Annotated in this window: 18 protein-coding genes; 13 read left to right on the plus strand and 5 right to left on the minus strand. The window is 64.1% G+C overall.

What is annotated here, in order from left to right; translation table 11 throughout:
• The first annotated feature begins 33 nt into the window (after positions 1-33).
• From K3152_RS12800 to pal, 10 genes are all read left to right on the plus strand, one after another.
• Positions 34-447, plus strand: a complete 414-nt coding sequence (locus K3152_RS12800) for a hypothetical protein (protein WP_221574529.1) — start codon at positions 34-36, stop codon at positions 445-447.
• Positions 447-1,220 carry an imidazole glycerol phosphate synthase subunit HisF gene (hisF, locus tag K3152_RS12805; RefSeq protein WP_221574530.1) on the plus strand — a complete coding sequence of 258 codons (774 nt, stop codon included), beginning with the start codon at positions 447-449 and terminating at the stop codon, positions 1,218-1,220. The genes K3152_RS12800 and hisF overlap by 1 nt, the downstream gene beginning before the upstream one ends.
• Before the next feature lie 20 nt (positions 1,221-1,240).
• Positions 1,241-1,555, plus strand: coding sequence for a phosphoribosyl-ATP diphosphatase (locus tag K3152_RS12810; RefSeq protein WP_221574531.1), 315 nt, complete (start codon positions 1,241-1,243; stop codon positions 1,553-1,555).
• Positions 1,556-1,557: 2 nt separating this feature from the next.
• Positions 1,558-1,938 (plus strand): histidine triad nucleotide-binding protein, encoded by a 381-nt coding sequence (locus tag K3152_RS12815; RefSeq protein ID WP_221574532.1) that lies wholly within the window; start codon positions 1,558-1,560, stop codon positions 1,936-1,938.
• A 70-nt stretch (positions 1,939-2,008) separates the two neighbouring features.
• The gene (locus K3152_RS12820; protein ID WP_221574533.1) at positions 2,009-2,464 is read left to right on the plus strand and encodes a YbgC/FadM family acyl-CoA thioesterase; all 456 of its coding nucleotides are present in this window, start codon (positions 2,009-2,011) and stop codon (positions 2,462-2,464) included.
• On the plus strand, positions 2,464-3,153 hold the full coding sequence (gene tolQ / locus K3152_RS12825) for a protein TolQ (protein ID WP_221574534.1): 690 nt from the start codon (positions 2,464-2,466) through the stop codon (positions 3,151-3,153). The genes K3152_RS12820 and tolQ overlap by 1 nt, the downstream gene beginning before the upstream one ends.
• A 1-nt stretch (position 3,154) precedes the next feature.
• The gene (locus tag K3152_RS12830; RefSeq protein WP_221574535.1) at positions 3,155-3,634 is read left to right on the plus strand and encodes an ExbD/TolR family protein; all 480 of its coding nucleotides are present in this window, start codon (positions 3,155-3,157) and stop codon (positions 3,632-3,634) included.
• 13 nt (positions 3,635-3,647) lie between these two features.
• On the plus strand, positions 3,648-4,442 hold the full coding sequence (locus tag K3152_RS12835; protein WP_221574536.1) for an energy transducer TonB: 795 nt from the start codon (positions 3,648-3,650) through the stop codon (positions 4,440-4,442).
• On the plus strand, positions 4,439-5,821 hold the full coding sequence (gene tolB, locus K3152_RS12840) for a Tol-Pal system beta propeller repeat protein TolB (protein ID WP_221574537.1): 1,383 nt from the start codon (positions 4,439-4,441) through the stop codon (positions 5,819-5,821). The genes K3152_RS12835 and tolB overlap by 4 nt, the downstream gene beginning before the upstream one ends.
• Positions 5,822-5,903: 82 nt before the next feature.
• The gene (pal, locus tag K3152_RS12845; RefSeq protein WP_221574538.1) at positions 5,904-6,416 is read left to right on the plus strand and encodes a peptidoglycan-associated lipoprotein Pal; all 513 of its coding nucleotides are present in this window, start codon (positions 5,904-5,906) and stop codon (positions 6,414-6,416) included.
• Positions 6,417-6,486: 70 nt separating this feature from the next.
• On the opposite strand, the gene K3152_RS12850 is transcribed toward pal, so the two are convergent.
• Positions 6,487-6,639, minus strand: coding sequence for a hypothetical protein (locus K3152_RS12850; RefSeq protein ID WP_221574539.1), 153 nt, complete (start codon positions 6,637-6,639; stop codon positions 6,487-6,489).
• Between the two features lie 147 nt (positions 6,640-6,786).
• On the opposite strand from K3152_RS12850, the gene K3152_RS12855 reads away from it, so the two are divergent.
• Both K3152_RS12855 and K3152_RS12860 read left to right on the plus strand, forming a co-directional pair.
• A complete protein-coding gene (locus K3152_RS12855) occupies positions 6,787-7,320 on the plus strand; it encodes a J domain-containing protein (RefSeq protein ID WP_221574540.1) in 534 nt (177 codons plus the stop codon).
• Between the two features lie 98 nt (positions 7,321-7,418).
• Positions 7,419-7,694, plus strand: coding sequence for a PilZ domain-containing protein (locus tag K3152_RS12860; protein ID WP_247713429.1), 276 nt, complete (start codon positions 7,419-7,421; stop codon positions 7,692-7,694).
• Here K3152_RS12860 and K3152_RS12865 read toward each other — a convergent pair whose 3' ends face one another.
• The 3 genes from K3152_RS12865 to K3152_RS12875 form a co-directional block, all read right to left on the minus strand.
• Positions 7,695-8,546 (minus strand): ATP-grasp domain-containing protein, encoded by an 852-nt coding sequence (locus K3152_RS12865; RefSeq protein WP_247713430.1) that lies wholly within the window; start codon positions 8,544-8,546, stop codon positions 7,695-7,697.
• Between the two features lie 32 nt (positions 8,547-8,578).
• Positions 8,579-9,892: a cystathionine gamma-synthase family protein gene (locus tag K3152_RS12870; RefSeq protein WP_221574542.1), complete on the minus strand. Its 1,314-nt coding sequence runs from the start codon at positions 9,890-9,892 to the stop codon at positions 8,579-8,581.
• Positions 9,893-10,053: 161 nt separating this feature from the next.
• Positions 10,054-11,505 carry an SLC13 family permease gene (locus K3152_RS12875; RefSeq protein ID WP_221574543.1) on the minus strand — a complete coding sequence of 484 codons (1,452 nt, stop codon included), beginning with the start codon at positions 11,503-11,505 and terminating at the stop codon, positions 10,054-10,056.
• A gap of 128 nt (positions 11,506-11,633) precedes the next feature.
• Here K3152_RS12875 and K3152_RS12880 point away from each other — a divergent pair, with 128 nt between their 5' ends.
• Positions 11,634-13,562 (plus strand): S9 family peptidase, encoded by a 1,929-nt coding sequence (locus K3152_RS12880; RefSeq protein WP_221574544.1) that lies wholly within the window; start codon positions 11,634-11,636, stop codon positions 13,560-13,562.
• 19 nt (positions 13,563-13,581) lie between these two features.
• On the opposite strand, the gene K3152_RS12885 is transcribed toward K3152_RS12880, so the two are convergent.
• Positions 13,582-14,751, minus strand: coding sequence for a DUF547 domain-containing protein (locus K3152_RS12885; protein WP_221574545.1), 1,170 nt, complete (start codon positions 14,749-14,751; stop codon positions 13,582-13,584).
• Positions 14,752-14,939 lie beyond the last annotated feature (188 nt).

Raw genomic sequence — 14,939 nt, forward strand, 5'->3', positions numbered from 1 at the left:
CATTGCCGACGCGCTCGGAGCAGGAGCGCGCGCATGAGTGGAGCCATTGTCGCCCTCGCCATTATCTTCGTGCTCTTCTGGATTCTGAAGAAGGGCAAGAACTCCTCGAGTGTCATCGTCACCGGACCTGGTGTGCTCAAGACACATGATGTCGAATGCAAGTTCCGCACGCCCGCAGAATGGCACGGCAAGCTCAGCCAGTCGCGCTGGAGCGACGGGCAGGAGCGCTTTACGCTCAATTTGCGCAAGCTTCCGGGTCGATACAGCGGGCCGGTGAGCCTGTTCTACAAGGGTGCGCATGTCGGCGACTTCGAGGCTGCGCACGGCAAGATTGCCTTCTCCGCGAAGGGTATGGTCGACGACGGCAAGCCGCAATTCGACATCGGCGAGGAAGTCCGCCTCGAGTTTGGCGGACAAGTACTCACCGGAACGGTGGAGCCAGACTGATGACCGTTCGTATCCGCGTCATTCCCTGCCTCGACGTGCGCGACGGGCGTGTGGTGAAGGGGGTCAATTTCGTCGACCTCAAGGATGCCGGCGACCCGGTCGAGCAGGCGCAAGCCTATGACCGCGCCGGGGCGGACGAGCTGTGCTTTCTCGACATCTCCGCCAGCCACGAAGGGCGCGGGACGCTGCTCGACATGGTGCGGCGCACGGCGGCGGTGTGCTTCATGCCGCTGACCGTCGGGGGCGGGGTGCGCAGTGTCGAGGATGCGCGTGCGCTGCTCTTGGCAGGCGCGGACAAGGTTGCAGTCAATTCCGCTGCTGTTTCGCGGCCCGAGCTGGTGCGCGAGATTGCCGAGAAGTTCGGCAGCCAGTGTGTCGTGGCCAGCGTCGATGCGCGCGCGCGGACCGAGGGCGAGGGCTTTCGCGGCTGGGAAATCTACACCCACGGTGGCCGCAAGCCGACCGGCATCGACGCGGTCGAGCATGCGCAAAAGCTGGCCGAACTCGGCGCGGGCGAACTTCTCGTCACCTCGATGGACGGCGACGGGACGAAGCAGGGCTACGACCTCGAACTGACCCGTGCGATTGCCGACAGCGTTTCGGTGCCCGTCATCGCCAGCGGCGGCGTGGGTACGCTCGACCATCTCGTCGAAGGGGTGACGCAGGGCCATGCCAGCGCCGTGCTCGCCGCCTCCATCTTCCACTTCGGCCAGCACTCCATCGGCGAGGCGCACCGCGCGCTTCGTGCGGCGGGCTTGCCTGCGCGCGGCTGAACGCCCTAGGACTCGAACCCATGGATACGCTGACCCGCCTCGAGGCTACCATCGCCCAGCGCCTCACCGCTTCGCCGGAGGAAAGCTACGTGGCCAAGCTCAATTCCAAGGGCCTTGCGAAGATTGCGCAGAAGGTCGGCGAGGAAGCGGTCGAGACCGTCATCGCCGCCATGTCCGGCACGCGCGAGGAACTGGTGTCCGAGAGCGCGGACCTCTTGATGCACCTCATCGTCCTGCTGCAGAAACAGGGTGTTTCGCTGGAGCAGGTCATGGCCGAACTGGACCGGCGCGAAGGCGTCTCGGGCCTCGAGGAAAAAGCGAGCAGGAGCGAATAGTCATGCCCATCGACCCGACCAAGCCCTATGATGACGAGAACATCTTCGCCAAAATCCTGCGCGGCGAAATTCCCTCGTCGAAGGTTTACGAGGACGAATGGGCCTTCGCTTTCGAGGACATCAACCCGCAGGCCGAGGTCCACACGCTGGTCATCCCCAAGGGGCGCTATGTCAGCTGGGACGATTTCAGCGCGAAGGCTTCGGCAGAGGAAATCGCCGGTTTCGTTCGTGCCGTCGGCAAGGTTGCGCGCGACAAGGGCCTCGTCGAGCCGGGTTACCGCATGATGGCCAATGTCGGCGCGCACGGCGGTCAGGAAGTGCCGCACCTTCACGTCCATATCTTCGGCGGAGAGCCTCTGGGCCCGATGATTGCGCGCCGTTAGTCGCGCGCCAGAGTCGCTTCGTCGTTTGACGTTGCGCCCGGACTCCCCGCTACGCTAGACGCGGCCTCCTATGGACGAGAGGCCCAATCCCCCCGACGGTGTCATCAACGGCGACACGCATCTCTATGCCGTGCGCGCCTATTACGAAGACACCGACCTGTCCGGTATCGTCTATCACGCGAATTACCTGCGCTGGTTCGAGCGTGCGCGCAGCGACCTGCTTCGCCGGCTCGACATCGACCAGCGCGCAGCGATCGAGGAAGGCGGCGGCGCCTATGCCGTTTCCGAGATTAACCTCAAGTATTTGCGCCCCGCTAAGCTAGATGACGACATCACCATCCACACGCGCTGCACCGAACTGAAGGCCGCGTCCTGCCGGATGCACCAGAAGGCGTTTCGCGGCGAAGAACTCCTTGCCGAGGCACATTTGCGCGTCGGTTTCGTTTCACCCAATGGCCGGCCCATCCGCCAGCCCGAAGAATGGCGTGCGGCCTTCGCGCGCTTCGTCGACCAGACCGAGGATTGATGACCACTCTTCCGCTTCTCGCCGCCACGCGGCTCGACCCCATCCAGCTGTTCCTCGATGCCGATATCGTCGTACAGGCAGTGATGGCAGGCCTTCTCCTCGCCAGTGTCTGGGTATGGGCCATCATCGTTTCCTTCAGCCTCCGCATGCGCAAGCTGAAGGATGTGCAGACCCGCTATGAGGGCGAGTTCTGGCAGGCCGACAATTTCGACAGCTTCATGTCCGAACGCGGCGGGCGCGACATTCCCTCTGCCCGCGTGGCACAAGCGGGCGTTGCCGAATGGCGGCGCTCGACCAAGGGCGAGATCCGCGACCGCGAGGCGCTGAGAGGCCGCATTGCGACGGCCATGGACAGCCAGATTGCGCAGGAAGCAGACGACATTGCCGAGCGCCTGAACTTCCTCGCCACGGTCGGATCGGTCGCGCCTTTCGTCGGCCTGTTCGGCACCGTTTGGGGCATCATGAACAGCTTCTTCCAGATTGGCGTGCAGGAAAGCTCTTCGCTCGCGGTGGTCGCGCCGGGTATTTCCGAAGCGCTTTTCGCCACCGCCATCGGCCTCTTCGCCGCCATCCCGGCAGTGATTGCCTACAACCGCTTCAGCCACTCGGTCGAACGGTTCGAGAGCCGACTGCACCGTTTCTCCGACAAGCTGCACGCCAGCTTCAGCCGCCAGCTGGAGCAGCGCTGACATGGCGATGGCGCTCGGATCGGGCAATGGCACGCGCCGACGCAGGGGGCGCGGCGGGCGGCGGCCCATGTCGGAAATCAACGTCACGCCCTTTGTCGACGTGATGCTGGTACTGCTCATCATCTTCATGGTCACCGCGCCCATGCTGACCGCCGGCGTGCCCATCCAGCTGCCCGACAGCCGCGCCAATGCGCTGCCGCAGGAACAGCAGCAGATATCGATGAGCATCGACGGCGAAGGCTATGTTTATATCGACGACAACCAGGTGCCCGTGGGCGGTCTTCCCGCCGCGCTCGAAGCCTTGCCGCGCACCGGCGAAGGGCCCGATATCACGCTGCGTGCCGACCGCAGCCTCGACTATGGCCGCGTGATGGCGGTGATGGGCGAATTGAACCGCGCCGGTCTCAATCGTATTTCGCTGGTGACCAATGGCGGGCAATCGGCCCCGCCGGTCAACAATGGTTCACCTTCGGAAGAATAGTCGGACCGCCAGGATGGAGAGAACCGGCATCAGGGCAGAGGAGAAAACGGGGCTTATCGTCGCCGTCGTCCTGCACCTTGCCGTGCTGGCCCTGCTGTTGGTGCAGGCCATGCTGCCCGCACCGATCATCCCGAAGACCGAGCGCATGACCGTGAGCCTCGCCGAGGATGTCGGGCTGGAAGCAACCGCGCCCGATCCTGTCGAGGAAAGCAGTGCCGCGATTGCGCCGACCCTGTCGGATTCGCCCGCGCCTGCGCCGGAAATCCTCGACGCGCCGAGCGAGCCGGTGGTCGAAAGGCCGACCAAGCGCGTGCAGTCGCCGGTCCCCGCACCGGGCGCAACAACGAAGCCGCGCCGCGAAACCCCCCGCGAAACCGCGAAGCCCAAGTCGAGCGAAACGGGCGGCGGCTCGCGCATCGGACAGGATTTCCTCGCCGGTTCGGGCGACAGCACCCGTACAAGTGAAACGCGCACACCCGCTTCGCAAATTGGTTCGCAGGCCAAGGCCTCGCTGTTCCAGGCGGTCGGACGGCAGCTGCGCCCGCATTGGCGGCCCGTCGATGGCGCGGACCGCGAGCTGCTGGTCTCGCAGGTGCGGTTCCGATTGAATCCGGACGGCAGCCTCAATGGCTCGCCTGTCCTTCGCGGTCAGCGCGGCGTTACCGACGCCAACCGCGCCCAAGCCGGACGGCATGGCGAGAACGCCATTCGCGCCGTCCAACTCGCAGCCCCCTTTGACCTTCCGCCCGAATATTACGAGGCGTGGAAGGTGGTCACGGTAGATTTCGACTGGAAGCTTTCGCAATGAAGAAACTGATCATCACCGCAATCGCCTTTGCAGCGGCTCCGCTGGCGGCGCAGAACCAGGACCTCGGCGAGCCGATGGCGGAAGGCCAGGACGTCGAGACCATCGAGGAAGAAGAGGGCCTCTCCGGCTCGGTCAGCTTTGAGGGCAATCTCGACGACCTCGGCATCGCCATCCCCGCCTTCGCGACCGACCGCAATGTCGCAACCCCTGCCAATGCGAACGGGACTGAAGCACTCGGCCTCGAACTGGCGCGCGTCATCACTTCGGACCTGCGCAACAATGGCCTGTTCAAGCCGACGGGGCCGGACTCGCTTCCGCGTCCGAGCGCTGCCGACATCCAGTCGCCCGTATGGTCGACATGGGGCGTACGCGGTGCGGAAATGCTCGTCCACGGCTATGTCCGCGCGCGCAGCGACGATAGGCTGACGGTGGGTTGCTACCTCTACGACATGGAATTGAAGAGCCGCCTCGTGGCCGAGGGCTGGGTGGTGTCGCCTGCCGACTGGCGCCGCGCCGCGCACAAATGCGCCGACCTCATCTATTCGCGCCTCACCGGCGAGAGCCCGTTCTTCGACAGCCGCATCGCCTATATTGCCGAGACGGGGCCGAAGGATAACCGCGTCAAGCGCCTCGCCATCATGGATAGCGACGGGGCGAACCATCGCTTCATCACAACCGGTCGCTCGACCGCGCTCACGCCGCGCTATTCGCCCGACTACAAGAAGCTGACGTATCTCAGCTATGTCGACGGCAATCCGCGCATTTATGTCTACGACATCGGCACCGGCAAGCAGACGCTGGTGACGCAGAGCGAGAACCCGACCTTCGCCCCGCGCTGGAGCCCCGACGGGCGCTGGATCCTCTATTCGATGGCCGTGGGCGGCAATACCGACATCTACCGCGTCTCGGCGCAGGGCGGACGCAGCGAGCGCCTGACCGACACGCCTGGCATCGACATCGGCGGGTCCTATTCGCCCGACGGCAGCAAGATCGTGTTCGAAAGCGACCGTTCGGGCGCGCAGCAGTGCTATGTCATGGATGCCGACGGCGGCAACCAGCGCCGCATCAGCTTCGGCGGTTCGCGCTGTGCGACGCCCGAATGGAGCCCGCGCGGCGACCAGATTGCCTTCACCAACGCCAGCAGCTTCAATGTCTCGGTCATGTCGCCCTCGGGCGGCAATGTCCGCACGCTGACGCGCGGCTGGCAGGACGAGGCCCCGACCTGGGCGCCCAACGGCCGCATCATCCAGTTCTTCCGCACCGAGCGTAACAGCGGCAAGACTTCGCTCTGGCAGGTGGACCTTACCGGCGAGAACGAGCGCAGCCTGCCGACGCCGGTCGATGCGTCGGACCCCGCATGGGGACCGATTTTACCGTAAGTGCATTGGTTTTACCGTGGGGACGGTTGATCCGATGGGGGCCAAGAATGAGTTCCACCGCTGTTTAAAAGGGGACAGCACTATGAATACCCGTATTGCCACTGCCGTGATGCTTTCTTCCGCACTCGCGCTGGCGGCTTGCCAGAAGAAGGCACCCGAAGAACTTCCGCCGATGCCGGAGGAAATGCCTGTCGCCACGCCGACGCCTACGCCTGCGGGCCCAGCCGTCGGTTCGATGGAACACTTCCTTGCCGCTGTCGGCCAGGCCAACACGGTCGTCTATTTCGACACCGACCGCTACAACATCGATGCCGAAGACAGCGCCAAGTTGCAGCGGCAGGCGCAGTATTTCAGCCAGTATTCGAACGTCACCTTCACCATCGAAGGCCATGCCGACGAACGCGGGACGCGCGAATACAACCTCGCACTGGGTGAGCGCAGGGCCAATTCGGCGAAGAACTACCTCGTCAGCCTCGGCATTCCTGCCAGTCGTATCCGCACCGTGAGCTACGGCAAGGAACGTCCGGTGGCCTTGGGCTCAAATGAAAGCGCATGGGCGCAGAACCGCCGCGCGGCGACTGTCACCATCAACTGATTGGTGCACCGACAAACAAAAAGCCCCGGTTCACGCCGGGGCTTTTTTGTTTCTGGCGGGGGCGAAGCGCTCAGCGCGAGGCTTCGAACCCGATGAGCGGAGCTGCTGCAGCCGAGGAATGCGCATCGGATGCAGCACCGGTATTCGCCAGCGTCGAGGCGAGCGCGACGAAAGCCATGCTCAGCACGGCGATGGTGGCGGAGAGGGATAGCTGTTTGCTCATATGCGGCCCCTTAGGCGGTCGTTTCTTAACGTCTCGTTGCAATGCAACATTTCACATTGCAACTGGTTCCCACGTCCTTGCGAACTTCGCCAGCATCCCTAGATTGACCGCCATGCCCGCTCGACCAACGACATTTCCGGCCCGCTGATGCCCAAGGCGCGGCGATCCAACGACTGGGGCTTTCCCCGCTGGCGTGGCTATGACGAGAGCCGCGAGGCCGCGACCGTGCGCCTGTGCGATCGCCATGGCTGCGAGGAAAAGGGTGATTGCCCCGCGCCCAAATCGCCCAACAGCCCCGAACGCTGGTACTTTTGCCAGCGCCATGCGGCCGAATACAATTCCAAGTGGGACTATTTCGAAGGCCTCGACAAGGCCGAGAAAGAAGCGCGCGCCAAGTCCGAGAAGGCCGAGAACGCAGGCTACGCCGAGGCGCAGCACTATGGCTGGGGCGGCTCGGGCGACGGCTCGCGCAGCGCCGACGAAATGCGCGCGCTGGAAGTGCTCGAACTCGAGAGCGATGCCGATTTCGCGGCGGTGAAGAAAGCGTGGCGCGTAAAGGCAAAAGCGGTCCATCCGGATGTGAAGCCGGGGGACAAGGAAGCCGCGGACGCGTTCCAGAAATACCAGCTCGCCTATGAAGTTCTGAAGTCCGCCGAGGAAAGGCGCGAGTGGAAGGGCTGAACGGGTTCCGACCCTGCCTGTCCCACATGTATGAAAACGACATTAACCCTTTGTTGGCGCTTTCGGCGTAAATACTGGCCCGCGTATAAGGGCTAATCATGCAGACACGGACAACAAACCGACAGGGAAGCAATATCGTGCTTCAGTGCCGCACGCCGGTCCAGCGTGCGCAGGCCCTGATGTGCGATATTTCCGAGACCGGTTGCCGCATCGAGCTGTTCGATGGCTATGTCAGCAAGGGCTCGACGATCTTCTTCGAAATCGACCATCGCAACGAGCTTGCCGGGCAGATTGTCTGGGTCCGCGGCAGCGAAGCCGGCGTCAAATTCATGCACAAGCTGAGCGCGGTTGTTCGGGCAGCGCTCGAACTCTGATCAGGCCAGCCGCCGCTTTATCGCGGTTGCGACCCGCATTCCCAAGCCGGGCCCCTGCTCGGGATAGAGGTAAGGCTCGATAGCCTCTGCCTCCATGACGGCCAGCTCCCCCGACGGCAGCCGCGCCATGTCCACGCGGCAATAGAGCAGGTCGGTGAAGGGCAGGGCGGCTACGACCGCCTGCGCGTGCGCGAGGTCGGCCGGCTCCGGCACATAATCTTCTTCGCGTCCGCCATAGAGCGACTGGATACGGTATTCACCCTCGGCAGCGCGTTTCAGCACGCCATGGCTGAACGCGCCATCGATGAAGACGAAAGTGTATTCGCCTTCGTCGACGACGCTGGGGAGGAATGGCTGGACCATGCATGCGCGGCCCATGTGCCAGTTGCTGTCGGGCAGGTCTTCGCGCGTGAAGCTGTGCTGGCCGAGCCCGCCTGCGCCGACCTGTCGCTTCACCACGACCCGGCCGGTCCCGAACATCTCCATCGCGGCGAGGACATCGTCGCGTCCGGCGTCCTCCAGCCATACGGTCGGAACGATATTCGCACCGCGCTCTTCGAGTTCGCGCAGGTAGGTTTTCTCGGTGTTCCAGCGCACCACCCTGGGCGGATTGCACACGGCGATGCCCATCCCCGCCAGCGCTTCGAGCCGGACGAGAAATTCTGTCGGATGGTCCTGATAATCCCAGGCCGTTCCCAGCAGGACCAGGGCCAGGCCCTCGAATTCGCGAAGCGGAGCGCGCCAGTCTATCTCGACCAGTTCCAGCCCCTCTGCGGCGAATGCCGGACGCAGCGCCGCGACTTCCAGATCGTGCTCGAATGCATCACCCCGCCGGGGGCCGTGCCCCGGCAAGGTGTCTGCACAGGCAAGGAAGCCGATGCGGGTCAGACCGCCTCCAGCGCCTGTTCGAAGTCGGCGATGAGGTCGTCAGGGTCCTCGATGCCGATGGAAATGCGCACGAGATTGTCCGAGATGCCCAGCTCCGCGCGGCGGCCTTCGGCGACCGAGAGATGGGTCATCGAGGCGGGGTGGCTCGCCAGCGTCTCGGTCCCGCCGAGGCTGACGGCGAGCTTGGCAATCTTGAGGCTGTCGAGGAAGCGGAAGCATTCCGCCTCACCGCCCTTCAGCAGCAGCGAGAAGGTGGAACCGGCACCGAGGCAGTGGCGGTTATAGATGTCCTGCTGGCGCTCGTCCTTGATCATGCCGAGATAGCCGAGGCCTTCGACCTTGGGATGCTTCGAGAGGAAGTCGCAGACCTTCTCGGCGTTCTCGCCCGCGCGCTGCATGCGCAGTTCGACCGTCTCGAGGCTGCGGCACAGCATCCATGCGGTATTGGGGTCGCAAATGCCGCCCATCGTGTTGCGCAGCATGCGGATGGCGTCGATGAAACGCTTCTTGCCCGAGACGCTGCCCGCGACGAGGTCGGAATGGCCGCCGACATATTTGGTCAGCGAATAGACCACGAGGTCCGCGCCATGGTCGAGCGGGCGCTGCCACAGCGGGCCGAGGAATGTGTTGTCGATCGCGATCGAGCATTTGTCGGGGTCGAAATGCGCGTCGCGTGCTTCCTTCACCGCCTCGATGTCGACCAGCGCGTTGGTCGGGTTGCCCGGGCTTTCGAGGTAAATCATCGGCACTTCGCCGCCCTTTTCCTCGGCTAGCGCCTTGGCCTTCACCATCACCTCATCGAGTTGCTCGCGCGTCGCGCCGGCAGGGAAGTCGATGAAGCTGACGCCGTATTTCGCCATGGTCTTGGCGATGAAGCCTTCGCTGGCTGCATAGAGCGGGCCCGAGTGGACGATGACATCGCCCGCCTTGCAGGCCGCCAGCAGCAGCACGGCAATCGCGGTCATGCCGCTGGAGAAGGAAAGCGCTTCTTCCGCGCCGTCCCACACCGCGAGGCGGTCTTCGAGGATTTCCTGGTTGGGCGCGTTGAAGCGCGAATAGACGAGGCCGTCGGCGCCGCCCGGACGCTTGCCGGTGATGCCTTCGAAGTGGCGCTTGCCGTCGGCGGCGCTGGGGAAGGCAAAGGTCGAGGTGAGGAAGATGGGAGCCTTGAGGCTGCCTTCCGAAAGTGTCGGGTCGAAGCCGTGGCCCATCATCAGCGTGCTGGGCTTCAATGGCTGGCCGTTGATTTCGGGGATCTTGCGCTTGGGCGCCATGCGGGGGCTGGTGGGGTCGATGGTGTTGTCGCTCATGGGTGCGAGCATCCTTCCTGCATATCCGCTCCCAGGAAGGCGGGAGCCGGTGATGCGTGTCCGGGGCACCCGTTCCTAACCTCCGCAGGAACGCCTCTCCGCCGGCCGCTCTTATGCGCTTGCCATTATTGCGGAGCGGGTATGGAATCAACTCCCGCCGCTCAGGTGAGCGAGGCCCTTCCCCAGACCACGAAGACGATCATGAAAATGCCCGCGATGTCGAGCAGCAGGCCGGCTTTGACCATGCGCTCGATGCGGATGCGGCCCGTGGCCCAGGCGATGGCGTTGGGGCCGGTCCCGGCGGGCAGCATGAAGCCCCAGCTTGCCGCCAGCGCAGCGGGCATGGCGAGCAGGACGGGATCGACACCAAGCGCAATGACCAACGCGGCGACCACCGGGATGATGCCGCTGGCCGTCGCTACATTGCTGGCGAACTCCGTGGTGAGCACCACCATGGCCACCACCGCGATGGCGACGAAGACGAGCGGCCAGTTTTCGAGCGGCAGCAGCGCTTGGCCCAGCCAGTCGGCAAGCCCGCTCGCGCCCATTCCGACAGCCAGCGCAAGGCCGCCGCCGAACATCATGATGACGCCCCATGGCGCGCGATTGGCCTCGTCCCATGTCAGCAGCGGGCGGCCGGTGCCGTCGGGCAGGAGGAACAGGGTGAGCCCCATGGCAATCGCGATCGTCCCGTCGGTCAGCGAGCCTGCGGGCAGATAAGGGGCGATGAGCATCTGGCTCATCCACAGCACGAAGGTGACGGCGACGACCGGCACGAGCCGCTTTTCCGCGCTGGTCCAGGCACTGTGCGTGTCGATGGCCGTGCGCGCGGCGGCAATGTCGAAGGGATGGCTGCGCACCTGCTGGACCCATGCCACCAGGAGGGCAGCCAGCGGCACGCCGAGCACGACCACCGGAAGGCCGTACATCGCCCACTCGGCGAAGGTAATGCGTACGCCGGTCATCTGGTCGAGCAGTCCGACCGCAATCGCATTGGTCGGCGAGCCGACGAGCGTGCCCAGCCCGCCGATGCTGGCGGCAAAGGCAATCCCGATAGGCAGTGCGCCCGCCAATCCGTCTTGGTGGCCTACCGGTAGGCGCTTCGCGCCAGCTTCGCTTCCGCTACTTGAGGCCGATTGGCTCTCACCTCCTGCGATCACAGCCAGCGCCATCGGCATCATGATGAGTGCGGTCGAGGTGTTCGATATCAGCATCGACAATATCGCTGCCGTCGCCATGAAGGCGAGCAGCACGCCCGCCTGTCCGCGCCCGCCCACGAGCTTCAGCAGCGCCAGCGCCAGTCGCCGGTGCAGCCCTGTCCGCTCGATGGCGAGCGCGATGAAGGCTCCGCCGAGGATGAGGAACAGGATGGGCGAATAATAGGCGCCCGCCGTTTCCTTCGCCGTCATCACCCCGGCAAAGGGCAGGACGAGAAAGGGCATCAGCGCGGTGGCGGTGAGCGGCAGGGCCTCGGTCATCCACCATGCCGCCATCAGCACCACGAGGCCGGCTACGATGAACGCCTCGCGGCTCATGCCTTCGGGTGCGGGCAGCACGATGGTGAGGGCGAGCGCCAGTGCGCCCAGGACGAGGCCGATAGTCTTGGCGGTCACGAGATCTGTAAACTCCCTCTCCGGCGCCAACTGCTAACAGCGCTTTGGCGGCAGGACAATCGCCTCGCTTGCCGCCTTGGCGTCACCCCCTTAGGGTCCGCGCAAACGACTCATTGGGGAGGATGAGAATGCTCAGGAAATTCACGTTTGTCGCCGCCGTTTCGCTGGCGGCGATGACCTTGTCGGCCTGTTCGCAGGGCATCGAAAGCACACCGGTCGCAGCCGCGCCGGATATGGCTACCTATACTGCCGCGCAGTTCTTTGAATCGACCTCCTATGGCGTCGGCTCATCCAGCGGCTACACGTTCTCCGCCGATGGCGAATACATTCTCGTCAATTCGGACCAGAGCGGGGTTTTCAACGCCTACATGATGCCGGTCGGCGGCGGTGAGGCAATCCCGCTGACCACTTCCACCGACAATGCGACCTTCGGCAGCAGCTTCTTCCCGAACGACAACCGCCTGCTGTTCACCGCCGACGAGGGCGGCAACGAGTTGAACCATCTGTATGTTCGCACGCTGGACGGCTCGATGGTCGATCTGACCCCGGGCGAGGACTTGAAGGCGAGCTTCGCCGGATGGAACGCCGAAGGCACGGTCTTCTTCGCCACCACCAACGAGCGCGACAGTTCCGCCTTCGACCTTTACGCCTATGACACGCTCAGCTTTGCGCGCAGCCGCATTTTCACCAATGAAGGCGGCTTCAGCATCGCCGATGTCTCGCCCGACGGGCGCTGGGTGGCGCTCACCAAGGCCAATTCCAGCGCCGATAGCGACATCTACCTCGCCGACCTGCAGGGTGATGCGACGCCCAAACTCATCAGCGCGCACGAGGGCAATGTGAGCCACGGCGTCTACACCTTCACCCGCGAGAGCGATGCGCTGGTCTACGGTACCGACGAACATGGCGAATTCAGCGAGGCCTGGCGCTACAATCTCGCCACCGGCAAGAAACGCGTCATGCTGGAGGAAGACTGGGACGTCTCCTACGTCAGCTATTCGCCCAGCGGCCGCTATCGCATCAGCGGGGTCAACGAAGACGCGCTGACCGCGGTCACCATCCTCGACACGCTGACCGACAAGGAAATGAAGCTCAAGGGACTTCCAGCGGGTAATCTCGGGAGCATCCGTTTCGACGAGGAAGAGAAGCGGATCGCCTTCACCCTGTCGTCGGACACGTCTCCGACCGATATCTATCTCGCCGACCTCAAGAGCGGGAACGCCACGCGGCTGACCAGCGCGCTAAACCCGGCGATCGACGAGGGCGACCTCGTCACTGCCACCGTGGCGCGTTTCAAGAGCTACGACGGGGTCGAGATCCCCGGCATCCTCTACAAGCCCAAGGGCGCGAGCGCGGCCAATCCGGCACCGATGGTGGTCCTGGTCCACGGCGGTCCCGGCGGCCAGAGCCGGCGCGGTTACAGCCCGATGATCCAGCACCTGGTGAACAATGGCTATGCCATCTACGCCATCAACAATCGCGGATCCTCGGGTTACGGCAAAACCTTCTTCCACATGGACGACAAGCGCCACGGCGATGTCGATTTGAAGGACGTGGTCGCATCGAAGGGCTTCCTGCAAGGCCTCGACTGGGTGGCCGACGACCGCATCGCGGTGATGGGCGGCTCCTATGGCGGCTACATGACCGCTGCTGCGCTGGCCTTCCATCCGCAAGTTTTCGATGCGGGCATCAATATCTTCGGCGTCACCAACTGGGTGCGCACGCTGGAATCCATTCCGCCGTGGTGGGGCAGCTTCCGCGACGCGCTTTATGACGAAATGGGCGATCCGGCCACCGATGCGGAGCGTCACCGCGCCATTTCGCCGCTGTTTCACGCGGGCAATATCGTGAAGCCCCTGCTGGTGGTGCAGGGTGCCAACGACCCGCGCGTGCTGCAGGTCGAGAGCGATGAACTGGTCGAAGCGGTGCGCGCCAATGGCGTACCGGTCGAATACGTCCTCTTCCCCGATGAAGGGCACGGCTTCCGCCGCAAGGAAAACCGCATCACCGCCTCGGAGGCCTACCTCGCCTTCCTCGACGAGCACATCGGACGGTAGATTGGAGAGGGGCGGGGTCTTAGTTGCCTTCGCCTTCCTCACTTTCCTCGGTTGAGCCTTCCGCAGCAGGCTGTTCTTCGGCGCTGGGCGGCGTGAGCACGATCACGCGACCACGCAATTCGCCGCGGCGGCGCAGCTTGTCCATCTTCTGCATCCGCTCGTTGAGCAGGCGCGCAATCGACGGGGTCACCCCTGCACCGACCGGCTGGCCGTTGCTTTCGATTTGCGAATAGACCGGCTCGCGCTCGCCCCCGGCAAGGTCGGCCACGCGGTCTTCGTACTGGTTGACGACGAGCTCGGGTTTCTTCGCGATGAGCGCCTTCACGTCATCGTCGGCGTGCTTGGTGAGATGAGCGCGCAAATCGTCGTCCATGGCCGGGAAATAGAACCTCGCGGCTTCGGCATAGATCTTCGAAACCTGCAGTTCCTTGCCATAGGATTCGACCCCGCGCAGCGAGTTCACGAATTCGCGCGCCGAAATGGCCAGCAATTCGTCGAGATTGGCAGAGGTGAAGGCGCGGCGTTGAATGGAAGGCCCGCCCACCTCGCCGCGCGTGAAGCCATAGAGGACTTCGGGCTCCTGCCAGTTGGGGAACACGATGCGGTTGCGGATGTCGTGCGGGCTCAGTTCGACCCCGGCCACCGTCACCAGCTTGAGTGTGTCGAGCGAGACGATCTCGCCCTCCAGCAACATGCGCGAGGGCGATTTCATCGGGTAATTGCGGGCAATCGCCTCGATTACCGCGACATTGTGCAGGTTGAGCCAGTAGGCGAGCTGTTCGTCGCGGGGCAGGGCGGCGATGTCGATCTCGGTGCCGATACGCTCCAGCTCGTGGAGATAGTCGGTCAGCGGCTCGATGGCTTCCTTGTCGAGGAAGGAATAGAGGATGCGGTTGCCTTCGAGGCGATAGCGGGAATCGTGACCGTAGACCTGCCGTGTACCCACCATCGGCTCGGGCCGGGGCAGTCCTTCGCGCGTCGACTGGCCCATGCGCAGGACCATGAATTCCAGCGCCGTGTCGAAGAAGCTGTAGTCCATGCTGGCAGGCTCGCCCGAGGGGCGCGGTGTGAACTGCGCCAGCGGTCCGCTTTCCGGCTGCACAATCGCGTCGTCAGCGGTTTGCGCGGACGCGGCCTGCGGCACGGCGATGGCCGACGCGATGGCGAGGAGGGGAAGGGGGCGCATCATCTTCGTGGGAGCCTCTGCGATAGACTGCTTGCTAATGGTGGCGTCCCTATACAGCCGCGCTGCTGAACATTCCATGTGTCCCGCCGACCACGGGCAGTAGTTCGTCGATGCCTCTGCGGGCTCCAGACAAGAAAAACGGGGCCCGCGCCATGGCGCTGCCCCGTTTTCATTTCATCTTGGCTCGAAGA

This window comes from Qipengyuania polymorpha, assembly GCF_019711435.1.
Taxonomy (GTDB): Bacteria; Pseudomonadota; Alphaproteobacteria; order Sphingomonadales; family Sphingomonadaceae; genus Qipengyuania; species Qipengyuania polymorpha.